Consider the following 18331-nt stretch of genomic DNA (forward strand, 5'->3'; position numbering starts at 1 on the left):
GAAAAAAACTGAGCAATAATCATTTTATTGCTCAGTTTTTTACAAACTTTTATTATTTTACGACCACCCATTTATAGTCATATTGTGCACCGGCTGGGTGAGCTACGACACCTGTAACTTTAGGATTACGTAGGTGTGCTTCAGATTTATAGTAAACTGGAATTACACCACTTTCATCTAATAAAACTTTTTCAGCATTTAATAAATCATCCCAACGTTTTTCCTCATCTGTTGCATCAGCATTACCTGAAGCATCCACTAATTTATCATATTCAGCATTACTCCATTTTCCACGGTTGTAGCTATTACCAGTGACAAAAAGATCAGTAAAGCTACTTGCATCAAGGTAATCAGCACCCCAACCGCTGACGATCATATCGAATTGGCCTTTATTCCCGCGATCTAATCGAACAGAGAATGGAACTGGGGTAACGTTCACCTTCACACCATCCAAAGTATCTTGTAATGAATTTTGTAGATATTCACTTACTTTTTTCGTCGCATCTGTATCATCAGCAACCAACTCAATCGTTAAACTGTTAATGCCTAATTCAGATTTGGCTTTTTCCCAATATTCTTTGGCTTTTTTCTTGTCGAATTCAACTTTACCTTTAGATGCTTTGGTAAAGTCTTGGCCATCAGGACCCGTCATGTTCCCCGTTGGAATTAAACCAGTAGCAACCTTAGAGCCATCACCTAAGATATTATTTACTAAGGCTTTACGATTGATTGCATAAGAAATCGCACGACGTAGGTTGGCGTTTTTATATGGTGAATTTGCTTCTCGTTGATTTACTTCTAAATAAGTGGTACGAGCATCTGGTTGTGTTAAGTAAGCTGCATCACCTTTCATTTGTTTCGCTAATTCACCAGTTAAAATGACATCATCAGCTTGGCCATCTTTAAATAAGTTCAAAGCAGTTGAAGATTCTTTAACCACATTGACATTCACCTGATCAAGCTTCACATTTTTTGCATCCCAATAAGTATCATTTTTCTTATAAGCCCACTCAGTATCCGTACCAGGTCCATCAAAGCCTTCTAAAGTAAACGGTCCATTATAAACGGATTTATCTGACTTCGTTGCATAAGCATCGCCAAATTCCTTAACGGTTGCTTCATGTTGTGGGAAGAATGATGGGAAGGCCATCAAGTATGGGAAATAAGGGGTTGCCTTTTCTAATTGGATTTCTAATGTATAGTCATCCACCGCCTTAATTCCTAAATCCGTTACTGGTTTTTCACCATTAATAATCGCTTCACCATTTTTAACTAGGGCAAAAAGATATGCGTATTCAGCAGCGGTCTTAGGATCAGCAGTACGTTGCCAGCCAAATACATAGTCTTTAGCTGTAACTGGATCGCCATTAGACCATTTTGCTTCTTTTCGTAATTTAACCGTATAAGTTAGACCATCATCACTGACTTTAGCTTTTTCGCTAGCACCAGCTGGCTGAGGTTGATTATCTTTATCTAGACGATACAATCCTTCATAGACATTGTTTAAAGCTGTAAAACTGATTGTATCTGTCGCTAAAGACAAATCGCCTGATGGCATTTCTTGTTGTACAACTACACTAATTTCTTGTTTGGCACTAGCTTCTTTTGAACTGTCGCTACTTTTAGATGAATTTCCGCCAGTAGAACAACCCGCTAAAACTACGCCGCATACAGTTAATAAACCTAAAGCGTATTTTTTCTTCATTTTTAACCACCCTTTTTCAAATCTCTGTTTATTTATGAGAGCTAAGATAATCATATAGATTAATTATTAAAAAATCAATAGAATTTTTATTTATTTTTAATAATATAACAAATATTTTAACGAAAACTTCTGAATTATCAGAAAAATCAGCTTTTTTAGACTGTATTAAAAAGAAAAAAATTTTAGCGTTTCATGTAAGTTTTTCTAACACAAAAAGAACTACTTCACAAACTGGAAGTAGTTCCCTATTATTTTTTCGTTAAATTTTAAGCTTGAACTTTTTCTTTTTTCATTTGTTTACTACGTAGCTGTCCGCAAGCGGCATCGATATCCGTTCCATGCTCTTTACGGATGACACAGTTCACCCCGTTTTTCTTCAAAGTATCATAAAAGCGTAAGACATCTTCTTTGCTACTTCTTGAATACTGGTCATGTTCACTAACTGGATTATAAGGAATTAGATTGACATAAGCTAATTTCTTTTTATCCTTTAATAAGTTAGCCAGCTCTTGCGCATGGTGCACACGGTCATTCACCCCAGCTAACATAATATATTCAAAGGTAATACGGCGGTTGGTCTTTTCAAGATAAAAATCCACAGCCTCCATTAATTTTGCCAATGGGAAGCTACGGTTAATCCGCATAATGGATGTACGTAATTCATCATTTGGCGCATGTAAAGAGATGGCAAGATTTACTTGTAAGCCATTATCGGCAAATTCTTTAATCTTCGGTACAATCCCACTAGTTGAGACCGTAATATGACGGGCACCAATGGCCATTCCCTTAGGATCATTTACGATGCGTAAAAATTTCGTTACATTATCATAATTATCAAAAGGTTCACCAATTCCCATCACCACGATATGAGAAACACGTTCACCTAAGTCACGCTCATCAAAATAGTGTTGCACAAGCATAATTTGGGCCATGATTTCCCCAGCTGTTAGGTCACGCTGTTTTTTCAATAAGCCACTCGCACAGAAGGTACAACCAATATTACAGCCCACCTGCGTCGTCACACAGACACTCATCCCATAATCTTGACGCATTAAAACTGTTTCAATCATATGCTTGTCAGGTAATTCAAATAAATATTTTACTGTACCGTCACTTGATTCTTGCACGACAATTTGATTTAACGGACAAATCTCAAAGTTCTCTTCTAATTTAGCAATCAAGGCTTTGGATAGGTTGGTCATTTCTGCAAAAGTCATCACTCGCTTTTCATATAACCATTCCCAAACTTGAGTCGCACGGAATTTCTTTTCGCCATTTGCTTCAAACCAGGCAATTAATTCAGCTTTTTCTAATCCATAAATAGATGGTTTCAATCGTTTTTCCCTCACTTTATCAGTATCGTATCCACTATAGCGAAAAATTTAGGGAAATGCAATGAAATCTACTTTAAATTTTGCTGAAAACTGGCCTGAGAAAATCTAAGCGCGAGCACCACTTGCGTCAAACCAAAGACAACATATAGACTATAGTAAGTTTGAATATGTATCATCTGACAAACAAACATCACGAGCAACCCAAGTAGATTGACAATAATCGTTTGCGTAACAACCATTTTTTCTTGATTTTGTGCTTGTAAGTAGACCTTAATGATTTCATAAAATGGGACAGCTAACATCACACTAAAAGTAAATCCCGCCATGAATGTTAAGTGACTAAACATTTGCTGGGTAAAAAGTTGCGCAAAAGCTGGGATAGTCAAAATTCCTACAATGGATAGCCCAATAAACAATAGAAAATTGATTTGCAATAACCATTTTAACAGTTGCGACTTTTGTTTTTGAGTGACTTCGGGTAAAAAGACTGGCAAACTATTGGCATACATTAGACTTGGTAATTTAATTATCGCAAACATTTGAGAAATGACAGCATAAGCACCTAGCGTAGTATTCCCCAAATGTCCCATAAAACTTTCAAAAACTAGGATAAATAAGACACTTTCAAATATTTCCTGGATGGCTAACGGAATACCTAAGCGTGTGATAGCTAGCATTTGATTAGCTGATTGCAAGAGACTTTGCTTGAGGATGGGGAGAATATGCCATAAATAGGCCAATACGAGGTACAAGACACCCGCCATATTCGCTAAGGCCGCCCCTTGAATCTCCCACAGTGGCACTAAAATGATATTCAAGCCACATTCGAGTAAAGCACTGATTACGCCGATACGAAAAATCACTGTTGTCTTTTGGGCGAATTTGAGCAGATTGCTAAAGAGAAACGAAAGCAATAATAGTAAGATATAGCCCGACATGATATAGAGATACTGACTCGCTTTTAGTAATAGTTCCCCTTGAAAGCCATAAAAATATCGCAAAAACAGTTTGCCAAAAAGCAAGCAAAGAGCTAAGAAGCCTCCGCCAAACAATAAACACAAGCGCAAGGCTGAATGCACATATTGCTGGAACTGTTGCTTCTCTTGATAAAAACTCCGCGCCGCCAAAATATTAAAACTCAGACTAAATGCCCCTAATATTCCACCAAAGGCATATAAAAAATTTTGGATAATCGTAATAGCGGAGAGTGAATGCGTAGAACCGGCTGTCGCAAAGTGTAGTGCTGCAATGCCGATTACCATCTGTAGCAACTGACTGGCGATTAAGGGAAATACATAATGATTGATTTGTTGTTTAAGTGTTTTCATCTTAATTCCTTTATATTTAATATACTTGTACATTTTATCACAAATAAAAAAATACACAATACAACGAAAGCCTTGCTATCAGAGTCGATCCTCTCGACCTAGCAAGGCTAATTTGTTATTCATAATCTTGAGGCAGCTCATCATACTCCGCAGGTGTATCTAGGGATTCCAGATAAACTTTCCGTGGTTTACTCCCCTCAGAAGGGCCAACTACCCCATTGGCTTCTAACTCATCCACCAGACGGGCAGCTCGATTATAACCAATTCTAAAGCGACGTTGTAATAGCGAAACACTGGCTGTTTGCATTTCAACCACTAAAGCTTTGGCTTCTTCATATAGCTCATCTTGAGGATAATCGCTATTGCTTTCACTTGGTGCTTCTTCTTCCAGATTCATCATCTTCTCGTCATAATTTGCCCCCATTTGATCGGTCACAAATTTGACAATCCGCTCGACTTCTCCATCTGAAATAAAGGCCCCTTGTACACGGATTGGTTTATTCTCGCCCATTGGTAGGTAAAGCATATCGCCACGTCCCAATAGTTTTTCCGCCCCATGACTATCAATAATGGTCCGTGAATCCGTTCCTGAAGAGACCGCAAAGGCAATTCGTGACGGTACATTGGCTTTGATAATCCCGGTAATGACATCGACACTTGGCCGTTGCGTCGCTAAAATCATATGAATTCCAGCTGCACGCGCCATTTGCGCCAAACGAATAATCGCATCTTCTACTTCATTACTTGCCACCATCATCAAATCAGCTAATTCATCAACAATCACCACAATAAATGGTAAAATTGGCCGTTTTTGTCCATCCTCTTGATTTTTGGCTTCAATCAATTCATTATAACCGGCAATATTTCTAACCCCAGTAGCCGCAAATTTTTCATAGCGTTCTTCCATTTCTTTCACGACTTTTTGGAGCGCTTGAGCAGCTTTGCGTGGATTAGTAACCACCGGTGTTAGTAGATGTGGAATGCCGTTATACACATTTAACTCAACCATTTTTGGATCGACCATCATCAATTTCACTTGATGTGGCTTGGCTTGCATCAAGATGCTGGTGATAATCCCATTAATTGCCACTGATTTCCCACTACCGGTTGAACCAGCAATTAATAAATGCGGCATTTTGGTTAAATCACAGGTCTGCACCTTCCCTGAAATATCCCGTCCTAAGGGTACCTCTAAAATCTTATCATCATGAGCAGGACTCGCTTCAATCACTTCTCTAAATGAGACCATCGAAATATTTTGGTTTGGCACTTCAATCCCAATCAATGACTTACCAGGAATGGGCGCTTCCATCCGAATATCTTTGGCTGCTAAAGCTAAAGCAATATCATCGGTTAAACTAACAATTTTGCTCACTTTTACCCCAACAGCAGGCTGAATTTCAAACTTGGTAACAGATGGTCCTAAGCTTGCCTTGACTACGGTGGCATCAACACCAAAGCTTTGGAAGGTTTGATTTAAAATTTCACCATTTTGTTTAATTTTTTCGTATTCATCGCTTTGGTCCTGTAACTTAGCTGGATCAAGCAAACTACTTGGTGGCAATTCATAAAATTCGTCGGCTTCTTCATTTTCCATACTAAATTCCAATAGATCCTCACTGTCTATTTCTTCATCTGGTGTCGCCTTAGCTTTACGCGAACGTTTGGGCGTAGCTTGTGAGGCAGCCATTTGCTCTTGCATTAATTTTTCAGCATCGGTAGGTTCAATTAAGCTCATTTGATGAGGCTCGATAATCATTTCCGGTGCTTTTTGTTCTCTTTGTAGATTTTCTTCTTCGGTGAATGGTCGCACCTGATTTTTCTGTTCAGCAAGCATTTGCTTTCTCAGCGCTTCTTTAGCAGCCGCCTTTTGCGCTTGCTTTTCTTTTTTCTTTTGTTCACGTAGCTGTCTTTTCTCTTCGCTTTGCTTTAAGCGACCACTGATAACATCCCCGGAATCCTGTAAGAAATCAATTAAATCCTGTGCCGATTTTTGCGTAAATAAAAAGATTCCGCCTAAAATACTAATGGCTCCCAAAACATAACTACCAAATTGAGAAACTAAAAAATAAGTGAATTGGTACATGGCTCCGCCAAGCATACCCCCACCGAGATGCTGAATGAGCTTGCTATGTTTAAAATCACTTAGCCATAAATTGAGAATCGTCCCTAAAATATTCGGATTTTTAGTATGCACTTTAGCAAACAACAAGGCTGAAACAATAATTAACACCCCAGCATAGATGAAAGCTAAGCCAAGCGAACGCTTAGGCGAAGCAAATACTCGCAATTGATGTTTCAATAGTAACCAGCCACCATAAAAAATCAATAAAATTGCCAAAATCGGATAAGTGCTACCTACAAAAAAACGAAGAATATTAGCAAATAATATTCCTAAAAATCCTAATTTAAATATACTTAATAGACTCAAAAAAATAAGCAAAAAGCCTGCAATAATCATACTTAAGGTTTGATTATTCGCTTGCTGCTTTTTGGTTTTCTTGGTTGTTTTTCTTTTCTTTCTTTGCGCCATGTATCATTTCAATCCCTTCATCCTTTCTATTATACTAAAAAAAAGACAAAAAAACGATGCCTGAATCAAATTCATCACATCGTTTCTTATTTAACCTTAGATATCCATGTCCCTTCATCATTTTCAAAGAGCATTCACTCTCAAAAAGAAAGCTCACATCGGATACTTTTTTTGAAAATACAAATTAATATACCTATCAATTATGAAAATAATATAAATCAACAGCAAGAAATCCTCATACTGCACAATTATATAGACATAATTCATGTTAAAACCCAAATAACGTAATCGCAAGTGGAAGCAGTCCGGCTAAAATGATGCTTAAACCAGCTAACCAATAATTCTTATACCGTAAAGATAAAAGTAAGCTAATTACTCCGATTATAGGATTAATAATCAAGCCAACGACACCACCCCAACGGAAATTCCCCAGTACACCGCTCAAAAAGTCAATGGGAAGGATAAACACACTCAACCAAAACAACAAGCCTATCACAAGTAGAGCTGGATAATACTTCTTAATTAACATATGCACCATCCTCCTTGTACAATCATCAAATCATACTTACTACATTATTAACAACCTATAGCCCCTGCTCATTCTAAGTCAAAATACACTCGATTTCCATAATTTACTACATACTCCATAACAATTTCTGATTGCTGAACAATATAATTATAGTACTCTTCACTAACTTCCTCTGCATCCACCTTGCTAGAATTAATACAAGTAATAAAAATAATAGAAAAAGACAATAGTAGCAATTTAACTATTTTGCTCTTCATGATAGTTCCTACACTTCTATTTTTTATTTTTTAAAATACCGTATACTATTACAAAAACCAAAATCCAAAAAGTAATAAAATTATATATTTTAGCAATTGATGGAAGATAAGCATTGAAAAGAATAGTTAGTAAAAAAGCTAATACAAAACTAAATATTAGTAAATGGTCTTTTTTCATCGCTTCCCCCTCCACATTATAAAAAGCATTTTCAATAATTCGCTTAATTTACTTATCAGAGTATATCAACAATCACTTTTTAGAAATTAAAACTCAGCTACTATATCGCTGAAATACCTGTTAATCCAATTTTTAATCCTTTACCTGTTGCGGATGCATAAGTAACATTTCCAACAATCGATGCTGCGCCAAAAAATCCTATAACTGCACCAATAATTGTTCCAGCCCCTGGAACTACCGACATAAATGTAGCTAATGTCGTAGCAACTGTAGCTGGACCAACACCTAACAAGAGATTAACTAGTTGCATTACATCATCATGGGTAAGATAAATGTGCCAATCTTTCACAGAATTTCTATCTTTATACGAAGAATAGTATGCCCAAATAGATGCGTTATAAAAATTAAGCGCATCCTTTACCATTGCTAAATCTTCGGACATTATATTGAAAGTATCTTGAATATACCCATCAGTTTGATTAAGGTAATTCAGTTTACTTTAGTATAATTCAAGTATAAAATCCAAATTCTTAATCACTTATATTTTTCGATAATCCTCATCTGATAATTGTATCGTTCCACCAATTATATTAACATATCCATTAGATGTAAATTGTTGTCCTCAGCATTAATCGTTTAATCTAAAATGATAAACATACCACCAAATAATTACATTCAAAAAACTATAAACTTCTTTAACATCAATTATCCCCTCAGCCAAAAGTTGTAAGTATTAGAAGTCATGCTTACTTATCTAAATTTTGCCATTTCAGTATCAAAAATATAAAATTCATTACCCCAACTCAAAAAATCAGCTTACAACTCCCCTCCCTCACGAAATACATTTAAGATTTTATCTATGCTGATTTTTACCAGGAAACCTTATAACCCCACTTTCCTTTCGTCAACTTAATTGTAATCCATTTAAATAAAAATATAATAAAACATTAACGAAATGCAGGTTTTATCAACGAAATGCAGTCTATACTAAAAAGATTTGATTTCAATTACAACCAAATATTTTCAACTAATCCAAGGGTAAAATGACCCTAGCTATAAACTGTTGATTTTTAACATTGATATCAAAAATCCCCTTACTTCTTTCAACAGCATCTCTAACATTTTTCAAACCTAGCCCATGATTTTTTTTATCTGCTTTGCGCGATTGAATCAGTCCATTTTCAATACTTATTTCATTTGATACATAATTTTTTACAACAAAAATAAATTGCTGATTCTTAATCGAAAATGACACACTAAAGAAATCATTTTTTTCTCGGATTGTTGCCTCTAGCGCATTTTGTAATAAGTTATAGCAAATAATCGTTAAATCAACGGAATCCACATTTAAGTCTTTTGGAATGATTCCTTCTATACTCATTGTGATATTATTTTCGCGTGCTTTTTCGGTTAAATTCGTCAACAAGATATCGATTATCTGATTCCCTGTATAAAAATATTGCTTATCAAAATGAAAAAGATGTGCGATTTCATCAATATAATTCATCACTGCTTGATCATTGTGCTCTTGAGCGATTTGGGCAATTGTTTGAAAATGAGCTTTCATATCATGACGGAAATTTCTGGTCTGCTTACTCTGATGCAAAATATTCTCAAAATAAACCTCTTGCATAGAATGGAATTGTTGTTGAAGTCGAAAATTTTCTTCTAATAGGCTATAATTTTTGGCTAGAATCGCTTGATAAACACCTAAAGAATTTAAAATTGTAGCAGAAAATACTGAAAAAAATCCAAATAACGCTGCATCTTTTAATGGATGAATCAAACGTTGATAATGATTCACATAAAATATCATCATACAAGTCAATGCTAAAATGATATAAAGAGAGACAATCTGCTTGTTACTGAGAACAATTTCATCATCCAGCCATTTTTTTCTGAATAAAAATAATAGCAACAGAACTAGTACAGAAACTCCCATTGTAAAAGAAGAATATGGAGATAAAGAGAAGAAATTGATTACTTCAATATGAAATAAAAATCGAAAAATGTACATCACATTCAAATTCAACAGATCAGTCATCACAAAAAGAAAGGGATATAATGATACTAGTTTCTTAGCACTTTCCTTTTTTACTAATAATATGAGTAGCAAGATTGAAAAAAAGGCTGTTTGTGTGGGATTAAAAATATTTAACGCTCTATTAGTATATATAGGAATAAGTATTAACAAACTGATTAATGTTCCCCATAACATTTTTGAAGAAACAAAGTTTATTCCACCAAAAAAGGCATATCCTAATAATATCGCTAGGAAAAACAGCAATTCATACATCACAGCATTGATTAACGCAACCATTTTTATCACCCATTTTCCATATAATCCAAGTATACTCGTTGTAATTCTTGATATTTTTTTCGAGCCAGAGGAATTTTCGTATTTGAGAGGAGCGTCACATCTTTCCAAGTCATCTTTTTAACTTTTGATAGCACAATGGCATAAGAACGGTGACAAATATAAATCGGTAGTTGCTGAAATTGCCCTATTGTCTCTGTAAAAGATTGATGAATAATCATCTCTGCTTGTGGGAACAGATGAATTTTCGTATAACCTCTTAGCGCTTCAAAATACTCGATATTTTCTAGATAGAGGGTATGCACCGTATCATGAATATCTTTTATTGTTATTTTCAAATTACTCTGTGTAAACTTTTTACTTACCTCTAGCACTTTGATGAATAACTTTTCTTTATCGATGGGCTTACTGATAAAACCAAGTGTCTTTTCACTAAAAGCTTCACTCATTCGTTCAACAAAATTAGAGATATACACTATCCATGAAATCTTATTATTCTTTAGTAAATATTGATTTAAAGTAATACCATCTAGTCCATCCATTTCAATATCTAAAAGCAAAAGATCAATCTTTGCTGTTTTTTCAGTCTTAATATAGTCCAATACTTCTTGCGCATTCATAAAATCGAGTACTTTGATTTCTTGTTCATATTGATGAGAAAATTCTGATAATAGGTTATGTAATTGTACATGAATATCAGTATTATCATCACAAATTGCTACATTCATATTTCTCACCTCACGTTATAATTATAACACTTTTTTCTAATTGAATATATAAATAATAAAGCGTTTGCTTATTTAGCAATTCCTATTGATCAAAAAAAGAGCCACTCCTTTTTATTAGAAGTGACTCTAGTTATCAAAAGAAAATGAGCTTATTTTGGTGTGACATCTTGGCCAAACCATTTTTCTGAGATTTCTTTGAATTGACCATTTTCTTGTAATTTTTTAAACCCAGCATTGATTTGTTTTGCTAATTTTTCATCATCCTTGCGCACACCTACTGAGAAATCTTCGCTATCAAATGGTAATTCAATGATCGTATAATCAGCTAACTTATCTGCTTTAGTTAAATAGTATTCCGCATACACTTTATCAATCAATAAGCCATCAATCCGTTTGCTTTCAAGGTCGATAAAGGCTTCATTAAAGCTAGCATAAAGGGTTGCATCGCCATCTTTAACAATATCCTTTAACACCTCTGGCTGCTTAGTAAAAGTATCATAACCAGAGGAACCTTCTTGTGCACCTAAAACCTTGCCTTTCATTTGGCTAGCTTTTTCAATCCCGCTACTTTTTGGCACAACCAATACTTGCGTGTTTTTCATATAAGTATCAGTAAAAGTAACCTTCTTTTGACGTTGGGGAGTGATACTATACCCATTCCAAATCATATCAATTGTGCCATTTTTTAATTCTGTTTCCTTCATTGACCAATCAATTGGTTGGAATTTTACTTTTTGATTGGTTAACTTAAAAACAGCCTTCGCTAAGTCAACGTCAAAGCCGACAATCTTGCCATCATCATCTTTAAAGCCCATCGGTACAAAGGTATCATCTAAACCGACAACGACTTCTTTTTTATCTGCACCTGATTTGGTACTATTTTCTTTTTGTTGATTAGAACAAGCGCCTAATACTAAACCTAAAGCAACCACTGTTAATAAACCAAATAATTTTTTCATATGTTTTCTCCTTTATTGTTTTATTTTATTCTACCGGGGTAACCTGATAGAGTTGATCGGCAATTCTTTTAGCAAAATCTAAATCATGCGTCACCACTATCTGGGTCATGCCCGCTTGTTTCATTTCTAAAATTAAATCAGCTACCTGTTGGCTTAACCCTGGATCAAGCGCACTGGTTGGCTCGTCATAGGCCAAAACCTTTGGATTCATCGCCATCGCTCGAGCAATCGCTACCCGTTGTTTTTGCCCACCAGATAATTGATAAGGATAATGATTTAACAAATTCGCTAAACCTAACCGTTGCGCTAGCTCCTCAGCATTCTTAGTATAGACTGCTTTGTCCTGTTTTAAGGATAATTTAGGCGCTAAGGTAATATTTTCAAAAACATTTAAATGTGGAAATAACTGAAAATCCTGAAACACCACACCCACGACTTGCTCCTGTTCTTTCAAGTTCGTAGGATCAAAGGGCTGTCCTGATAATAAAACCTCTCCACTATCAATGCTTTCTAAGCCAGCAAGCATTCTTAAAATCGTCGTTTTTCCCCCACCAGAAGGACCAACAATACAAAGAATACTTCCTTGTTCAATCTGTAAATCTAAATCAGTGATAATCTTACGTGAACCAAATGATTTGTTGATTTTTCGTAGCTCTAACATGTTTTTCCTCCTAACGATAGTAATTCAAACGACCCTCAAAGAATTTCAATAGCAAGGTCACAATAGCGGTCATTGCCAAATAGATAATCGCCACGCCAACTAAGGGTAGTAGCGTCGATTCTCTTTCCATAGCAATCTTACCAATCCGCATAACATCAGACAATCCTAGAATATAGACTAAGGAAGTATCCTTAACCAAATTAATAATTTCATTACCAACAGATGGTAAGGTAATCTTGGTCACCTGTGGAATAATGATTTTACTAATCGTTTGCCAAGGGCTTAAATGTAACACTTGAGCTGCTTCATATTGGCCCTTAGGAATGGATTGAATCCCTCCTCGGAAAATTTCAGCATAATAAGCCGCATAGTTCAAAATAAAGGCGATTAAAGCTGCTTCAAAACGATCAAAGACAATCCCAATATAAGGTAAGCCATAAAAGACCAAGATTAATTGTAATAATAAAGGTGTTCCCCGCATTAACCAAACATAAAATTGGACTATCAATTTTAATGGAGCGATACGACTCATTAGGATAAAAGCGAGAATGATCCCTAAAGGAATTGAGCCTAAAATAGTTAAACCAAATAATGACAAGGTTGTTTGTGCACCGGCTAAAATCTGTGGAAATGTATCAATAATTACTTGCAAAATAAATCCTCCTTTTTTCTATTAAAAAAGCCCCTAAAGCACTTGGCTTTAGAGGACGTAGCTACGTGGTTCCACCTCAAGTTCATCTTTCTCTCACAAGAAAAACCTCAATTAGTCAAGAACTCAGCCTAGAAAAAACCAATAAAAAAGCCCTCTAATCACTCAGGATTAAAGGACGTATCAACGTGGTTCCACCTTTTATTCATAATTACCTCACAGTAATTATCTTAGCTAGTCAACTTGACTAAAGCGATAACGGGCATACCCGGATTTTCCTACTAATCACTTCAGAAAATCAACTCCAAGATGTGTTTCACCTTATCCTTTTATCTCTTCACACCAACCAGAGACTCTCTTAAAAAATGAGTAAAGCTACTTTTCTTTTCAGCGTTTTTTAATGTTGGTCTAAATTTATCAGAATTATTTTCGCTTGTCAATAAGAAAAATTCACTTTTTTAATTGTAAAACTAAGTAAGCGAGCAATAAGCTATCTAATTCTTTCAAATTCAAATTATTTTTTTGTTGAAATTTTTCCAACTTATATAACAAAGTATTGCGATGCATGAATAATTCCTTTGCCGTTGAAGAAATATTGCCTTGATTGTTCCAAAGAGTTAAAATCAATAATTCCCATTCTTGATTATCAAACCAAGTAGCAGCTAACAATTCAAATAAATAGCTATTACTCAAATTTTGATAACAGGCAACATAGATAGCAGCCATGCTCAAATCATAGCATTTTTTCTGCTTTTGTTCTTTCTTTAGTCCTGAAAATAATTGCTGTTCTTGAGAAAAAATCTGTTGAAAATCCGCTTCACCTATACAGAAGGTGCCTACATATAGCTGCGTATAAATGGAAAAATCATCATCCAAAGCGTTGAAAATCCCCTCAATTTCATCTAGCGTAAAACACAATTCCTCCTGCTGTTCTACTAAAATCGCCTGATGCGGATTTAAAAAGAGTACCTCCACAATCGAAGGCCAAATGGCTTGAATGGCTTCTTGCCATTGTCGATAATTCAACTGCTGGATTTGCCGAAAATCAACTTGGATTAAACGAAAATGACGTTCTTTTAACGTTGGTGCAAGCACCTTGCCTTGAAACAAGGTAAAATACCAAGGTTTCTTTTGATTTTCTATAAAAAATGAATCCAATTGAAAAATGGATTGTAGCAGTTGTATTTCAGAGGGACTCAACTCTTTTTCGGCAATGCAAAAATACTGCTGTTGATAAGGTAAGCACAGCATACCTTTTTGTTCAAGATAATCTGGACTAAAATAGCCATTCGGATAGATTTTCGCTAAATCAAGTGGTTCTGGCAAAATCATCAGCCTCATTTCCTTTTGATACAATTATTTTACAAAAAATCAGACAGATTACCAAGTCTTAGCTTAAAACGAATGTTAGTTTAGACAACTTGCACAATAAAGCGCTTCATTCTTTGTACAATCTTCCATTGTCTTTGTAAATCGCTTTCAACTATACTGTAGATGTCAAATAAATGAAAAGAGGTTACAAATTATGGTAGAAATGGCTTTAAGACATGTATATAAAAAATATGATAACTCAGAAAAATATTCAGTAACTGACTTTAATTTAGAGATTGCTGATCGTGAGTTTATCGTTTTCGTTGGTCCTTCTGGTTGTGGTAAATCAACAACTTTACGAATGATTGCCGGACTTGAAGATATTTCAGAAGGTGAATTGATTATTGGCGATAAAGTAATGAATGATGTTGCACCAAAAGATCGTGATATCGCCATGGTATTCCAAAACTACGCATTATATCCACATATGACCGTATTTGATAATATGGCCTTTGGATTAAAATTAAGAAAATACGACAAAGCCGAAATCAAAGAGCGTGTAGAAAACGCAGCTAAAATTCTAGGCTTAAGTGAATATCTTGATCGTAAGCCAGCCGCTCTTTCTGGTGGTCAAAGACAACGGGTTGCCTTAGGTCGTGCGATTGTCCGTGACGCAAAAGTCTTCTTAATGGACGAACCTTTATCAAACTTAGATGCGAAATTACGGGTTGCCATGCGTGCAGAAATTGCGAAATTACACCAACGTTTAAATACCACAACGATTTACGTTACCCACGACCAAACAGAAGCGATGACAATGGCCGATCGTATCGTAATTATGAAGGATGGAATTATCCAACAAATTGGTTCACCAAAAGAAGTGTATGACACACCAAACAATGTTTTCGTAGCCGGCTTTATTGGTTCACCAGCCATGAACTTCTTTAAAGTAGTGTTAAATAATGGTTATATTACTAATTCAGCTGGACTTAAAGTTAAATTACCAGAAGGTCGCAACAAAATCTTAGTGGAAAAAGGCTATGAAGGTAAAGAGGTTATTTTCGGTATTCGTCCAGAAGACATTCACAGCGAACGTGTGGTTTTAGAAGCTACCCCTGATGCTTGCATTAAATCAACGGTTGTCGTATCTGAATTATTAGGTGCAGAAACCATGCTTTATACTAAAATTGGTGATACAGAATTCGTTTCACGTGTAGATGCTCGCGATTATCATAAACCAGGTGAAGAGGTTGAATTAGCCTTTAACCTAAATAAAGCCCACTTCTTTGATACCACCACTGAAGAAGTCATCCATTAATTCGTTTGCTCAAGGTTCCCCCCTTTTTAATTAACTTTTTGGCTTAGCCAAAGAAAAGTCTCTTACTAATCTCGATTGACTAGTAAGAGACTTTTTTTACTCTTGAGAATCCATCATTGCCTTTAAGGCTAGAGCTAATGGACTTTCCATTTCGCTATTTTCTTGACTATATTTTTTTAATAACCGTTTTTCTTCATGTTTGGTCATTTTTTGCTTTCGTTCAGTCTTGGTAGGCATTTTTTCAGTCGTGCCATCATATTTACAGCGATAATAAGCGCCGTTTTGACCTTCAATAATTTCCATTTTTTTATGACATTGTGGGCAACGATGATTGGAAAGCTTGGGCTCTTTTCGCCGTGAATAATGACAATTTTCACCAGTGCAGACTAAGCGCTTGCCATCTCGCCCATTTTTTTCTTTTAAAAGTGAACCACATTCTGGACACCGTTTTTGAGTGAGGGCAAAGTCTTGGTACTTTTGTTCACTTTGTTTGATTTCTTCAACTAAGCGTCTAGTATCCTTTTCAATTTGTTGAATAAAAGGCTGCATCTTCGCTTTCGCCTGCGCAATTTTTTCTAATTCCCTTTCCCATTTTTCAGTTAACTCTGGACTAACTAAAGAAGGGGTTACTAAGGATAATAATTGGCGACCTTTAGGCGTAACCACTAAAGTATTGCCTTTTCTTTCCATCAAGTCACTATGCACTAATTTTTCGATAATTTCTGCTCGCGTTGCTGGAGTTCCTAGGCTATGTTTTTCCATTTTGGCCAGTAAGCTCCCCTCATTTAAAGGTCTTGGTGGGGTAGTTAGCTGTTTAACTAATTCAAAACGACCTTTTAATTTTTGGCCTTGAGCTAGCGTTAAAGGCTGACTCGTTGTCTTTATTTCTTCATTAAAATGTTTGAAGCCTACTTCCAATATTTGTTTATTTTGATAGCGAAACTCACTATCAGCAATCTGCAAGTGAATCGTTTGTACTTTCTCTTTGTAATTAGGAGCAAACAGCATCAAGAAACGTTTAGCAATTAATTGATAAATTCTTGCTTCGTCGCTGGATAGTTTCGCATAATTTGGCTGCTGCTCTGTTGGGATTAATGCGTGGTGATCTGACACCTTGGCATTATTAAAGACCTTGGTTTGCACCACCTTGCCGCCAGATTTCAGATAGTTCTTGACCTCAGGAGCAAAATCTCTAAGTGCTTGCAAGCGTTCAAACATGGTTTGTTGCATATCGGTCGTTAGATATTTACTATCTGTTCGCGGATAAGTCACAATTTTATGTGTTTCATATAAGCTTTGAACGAGTGATAGCGTCTTTTTAGCTGAGTAACCAAACAGATGATTGGCCTCGCGCTGTAATTCGGTCAAATCATAAGGGAAAGGCGCTGCTTGTTGTTTGATGGTTTCTTCGACCTTACTAACCACCGCTGTATGCTTGGTTAATTGTTCGATAAAGTCTTGAGCCTTTTCTAAACTATCTAAGGCCTGTACTTGTTTGGTGACAAACTGGAAGCTAGCTTGTTGGGTAACGAAATTCACTTGATAATAATGTTTTGCTACAAAGCACTCAATCGCCTGCTCTTGCTTACGAACTAAGGCCAAAGTAGGTGTTTGAACCCGACCAGCACTAAGATTATCTTGATATTTAACGGTAAGCGCTCGCGTTACATTTAAGCCAATTAACCAATCAGCTTGAGCTCTAGCTAGAGCGGAATAATATAGGGAATCATATTGACTAGATGGTTTTAGATGTAAAAAGCCTTCTTTAATCGCACGATCGGTTTGTGAAGAAATCCAAAGCCGTTTGACTGGTTTATCAAATTGAATCCATTGTAAAATCCAACGAGCCACTAATTCGCCTTCACGTCCAGCGTCAGTTGCGATTACGGCTTCTTTAATATCTTTACGTTTCGCTAACTGTGCGATAGCTTTTAATTGATGAGTAGTTTTAGGTAAGGGTTTAATCCCCATTTTTTTAGGAATCATCGGCAATGTTTCCATTTGCCATTTTTGCCAATCTTTATTTAAATCTTCTGGCATTTTCAATGAAAGTAGATGGCCTAAAGCCCAAGTAATAACTACTTGGCTACCTTCATAATAAGTTTTATGTTTTTGATTAGCCTTTAGTACGCGACTGAGATCTTTGGCAACACTTGGCTTTTCCGCAATGATTAGTTGTTTCATAAAATGTCCTTTCACTTTTTTCAGTGATTGGTTGATAATCTTTTAAAATAGCGAGGCCTTTATATTGCTGTAAATCTTCATCACATTCCTCACAAAAGCGCAGATCTTCTTCATCCCAAAAAGCACAAAGATAATTCGCATATCCTTTAAAACATGGATATTCTGCATGGAATTGAAACCATAATTGTTCATAAGCTAGCTTGGCTTCATTAAAAGTGGCAAATAGCTGCTCCTTTTCAATATCAGCTTGCCAATCTTCAAAAAACCACCATGGCTCATTATCTCCATACATCACGATAACCTGATACATTGTTTTCACCGACCTTTTTTTGATAACTCT

The 18331-nt window shown here is 35.8% G+C and carries 16 protein-coding genes and 1 other annotated feature; of the genes, 1 reads left to right on the plus strand and 15 read right to left on the minus strand.

Features of this window, described 5'->3' with window-relative positions; all coding sequences use genetic code 11:
* Nucleotides 1-52: 52 nt before the first annotated feature.
* The 13 genes from RK02_RS08235 to RK02_RS08295 all read right to left on the minus strand — a co-directional run bounded on the left by RK02_RS08235 (nt 53) and on the right by RK02_RS08295 (nt 14510).
* Complete coding sequence (locus tag RK02_RS08235) at nt 53-1705, minus strand: peptide ABC transporter substrate-binding protein (protein ID WP_016183777.1); 1653 nt, start codon at nt 1703-1705, stop codon at nt 53-55.
* A 266-nt stretch (nt 1706-1971) separates the two neighbouring features.
* Nucleotides 1972-3039, minus strand: a complete 1068-nt coding sequence (gene rlmN, locus RK02_RS08240) for a dual-specificity RNA methyltransferase RlmN (RefSeq protein WP_016183778.1) — start codon at nt 3037-3039, stop codon at nt 1972-1974.
* Nucleotides 3040-3107: 68 nt separating this feature from the next.
* Nucleotides 3108-4367 carry an MATE family efflux transporter gene (locus RK02_RS08245; protein ID WP_016183779.1) on the minus strand — a complete coding sequence of 420 codons (1260 nt, stop codon included), beginning with the start codon at nt 4365-4367 and terminating at the stop codon, nt 3108-3110.
* Between the two features lie 115 nt (nt 4368-4482).
* Complete coding sequence (locus RK02_RS08250; RefSeq protein ID WP_016183780.1) at nt 4483-6900, minus strand: DNA translocase FtsK; 2418 nt, start codon at nt 6898-6900, stop codon at nt 4483-4485.
* A gap of 268 nt (nt 6901-7168) precedes the next feature.
* On the minus strand, nt 7169-7429 hold the full coding sequence (locus RK02_RS08255) for a hypothetical protein (RefSeq protein WP_016183781.1): 261 nt from the start codon (nt 7427-7429) through the stop codon (nt 7169-7171).
* Between the two features lie 273 nt (nt 7430-7702).
* Nucleotides 7703-7864 (minus strand): hypothetical protein, encoded by a 162-nt coding sequence (locus RK02_RS12375; protein WP_016183783.1) that lies wholly within the window; start codon nt 7862-7864, stop codon nt 7703-7705.
* 100 nt (nt 7865-7964) lie between these two features.
* Nucleotides 7965-8288 (minus strand): hypothetical protein, encoded by a 324-nt coding sequence (locus RK02_RS08265; protein ID WP_245555707.1) that lies wholly within the window; start codon nt 8286-8288, stop codon nt 7965-7967.
* A gap of 603 nt (nt 8289-8891) precedes the next feature.
* On the minus strand, nt 8892-10184 hold the full coding sequence (locus RK02_RS08270) for a sensor histidine kinase (RefSeq protein ID WP_016183785.1): 1293 nt from the start codon (nt 10182-10184) through the stop codon (nt 8892-8894).
* A 5-nt stretch (nt 10185-10189) separates the two neighbouring features.
* A complete protein-coding gene (locus RK02_RS08275; protein ID WP_016183786.1) occupies nt 10190-10909 on the minus strand; it encodes a LytR/AlgR family response regulator transcription factor in 720 nt (239 codons plus the stop codon).
* Between the two features lie 149 nt (nt 10910-11058).
* Nucleotides 11059-11868: an amino acid ABC transporter substrate-binding protein gene (locus RK02_RS08280; protein WP_016183787.1), complete on the minus strand. Its 810-nt coding sequence runs from the start codon at nt 11866-11868 to the stop codon at nt 11059-11061.
* 25 nt (nt 11869-11893) lie between these two features.
* A complete protein-coding gene (locus RK02_RS08285; RefSeq protein WP_016183788.1) occupies nt 11894-12529 on the minus strand; it encodes an amino acid ABC transporter ATP-binding protein in 636 nt (211 codons plus the stop codon).
* Nucleotides 12530-12539: 10 nt separating this feature from the next.
* Entirely contained in the window at nt 12540-13184 is a 645-nt protein-coding gene (locus tag RK02_RS08290) for an amino acid ABC transporter permease (RefSeq protein ID WP_425387165.1), read from the minus strand.
* 165 nt (nt 13185-13349) lie between these two features.
* Nucleotides 13350-13578 (minus strand) — a binding site (T-box leader).
* 50 nt (nt 13579-13628) lie between these two features.
* Complete coding sequence (locus tag RK02_RS08295) at nt 13629-14510, minus strand: helix-turn-helix domain-containing protein (RefSeq protein ID WP_016183790.1); 882 nt, start codon at nt 14508-14510, stop codon at nt 13629-13631.
* A 193-nt stretch (nt 14511-14703) separates the two neighbouring features.
* Between RK02_RS08295 and RK02_RS08300 the strand changes: the two genes are divergently transcribed.
* A complete protein-coding gene (locus RK02_RS08300; protein ID WP_016183791.1) occupies nt 14704-15807 on the plus strand; it encodes an ABC transporter ATP-binding protein in 1104 nt (367 codons plus the stop codon).
* Between the two features lie 96 nt (nt 15808-15903).
* On the opposite strand, the gene RK02_RS08305 is transcribed toward RK02_RS08300, so the two are convergent.
* Both RK02_RS08305 and RK02_RS08310 read right to left on the minus strand, forming a co-directional pair.
* Nucleotides 15904-17991 (minus strand): DNA topoisomerase 3, encoded by a 2088-nt coding sequence (locus RK02_RS08305; RefSeq protein WP_016183792.1) that lies wholly within the window; start codon nt 17989-17991, stop codon nt 15904-15906.
* The gene (locus RK02_RS08310; protein WP_018451792.1) at nt 17924-18301 is read right to left on the minus strand and encodes a DUF1033 family protein; all 378 of its coding nucleotides are present in this window, start codon (nt 18299-18301) and stop codon (nt 17924-17926) included. The genes RK02_RS08305 and RK02_RS08310 overlap by 68 nt, the downstream gene beginning before the upstream one ends.
* Nucleotides 18302-18331 lie beyond the last annotated feature (30 nt).

It is taken from the genome of Enterococcus columbae DSM 7374 = ATCC 51263 (assembly GCF_000406925.1).
GTDB lineage: Bacteria > Bacillota > Bacilli > Lactobacillales > Enterococcaceae > Enterococcus_E > Enterococcus_E columbae.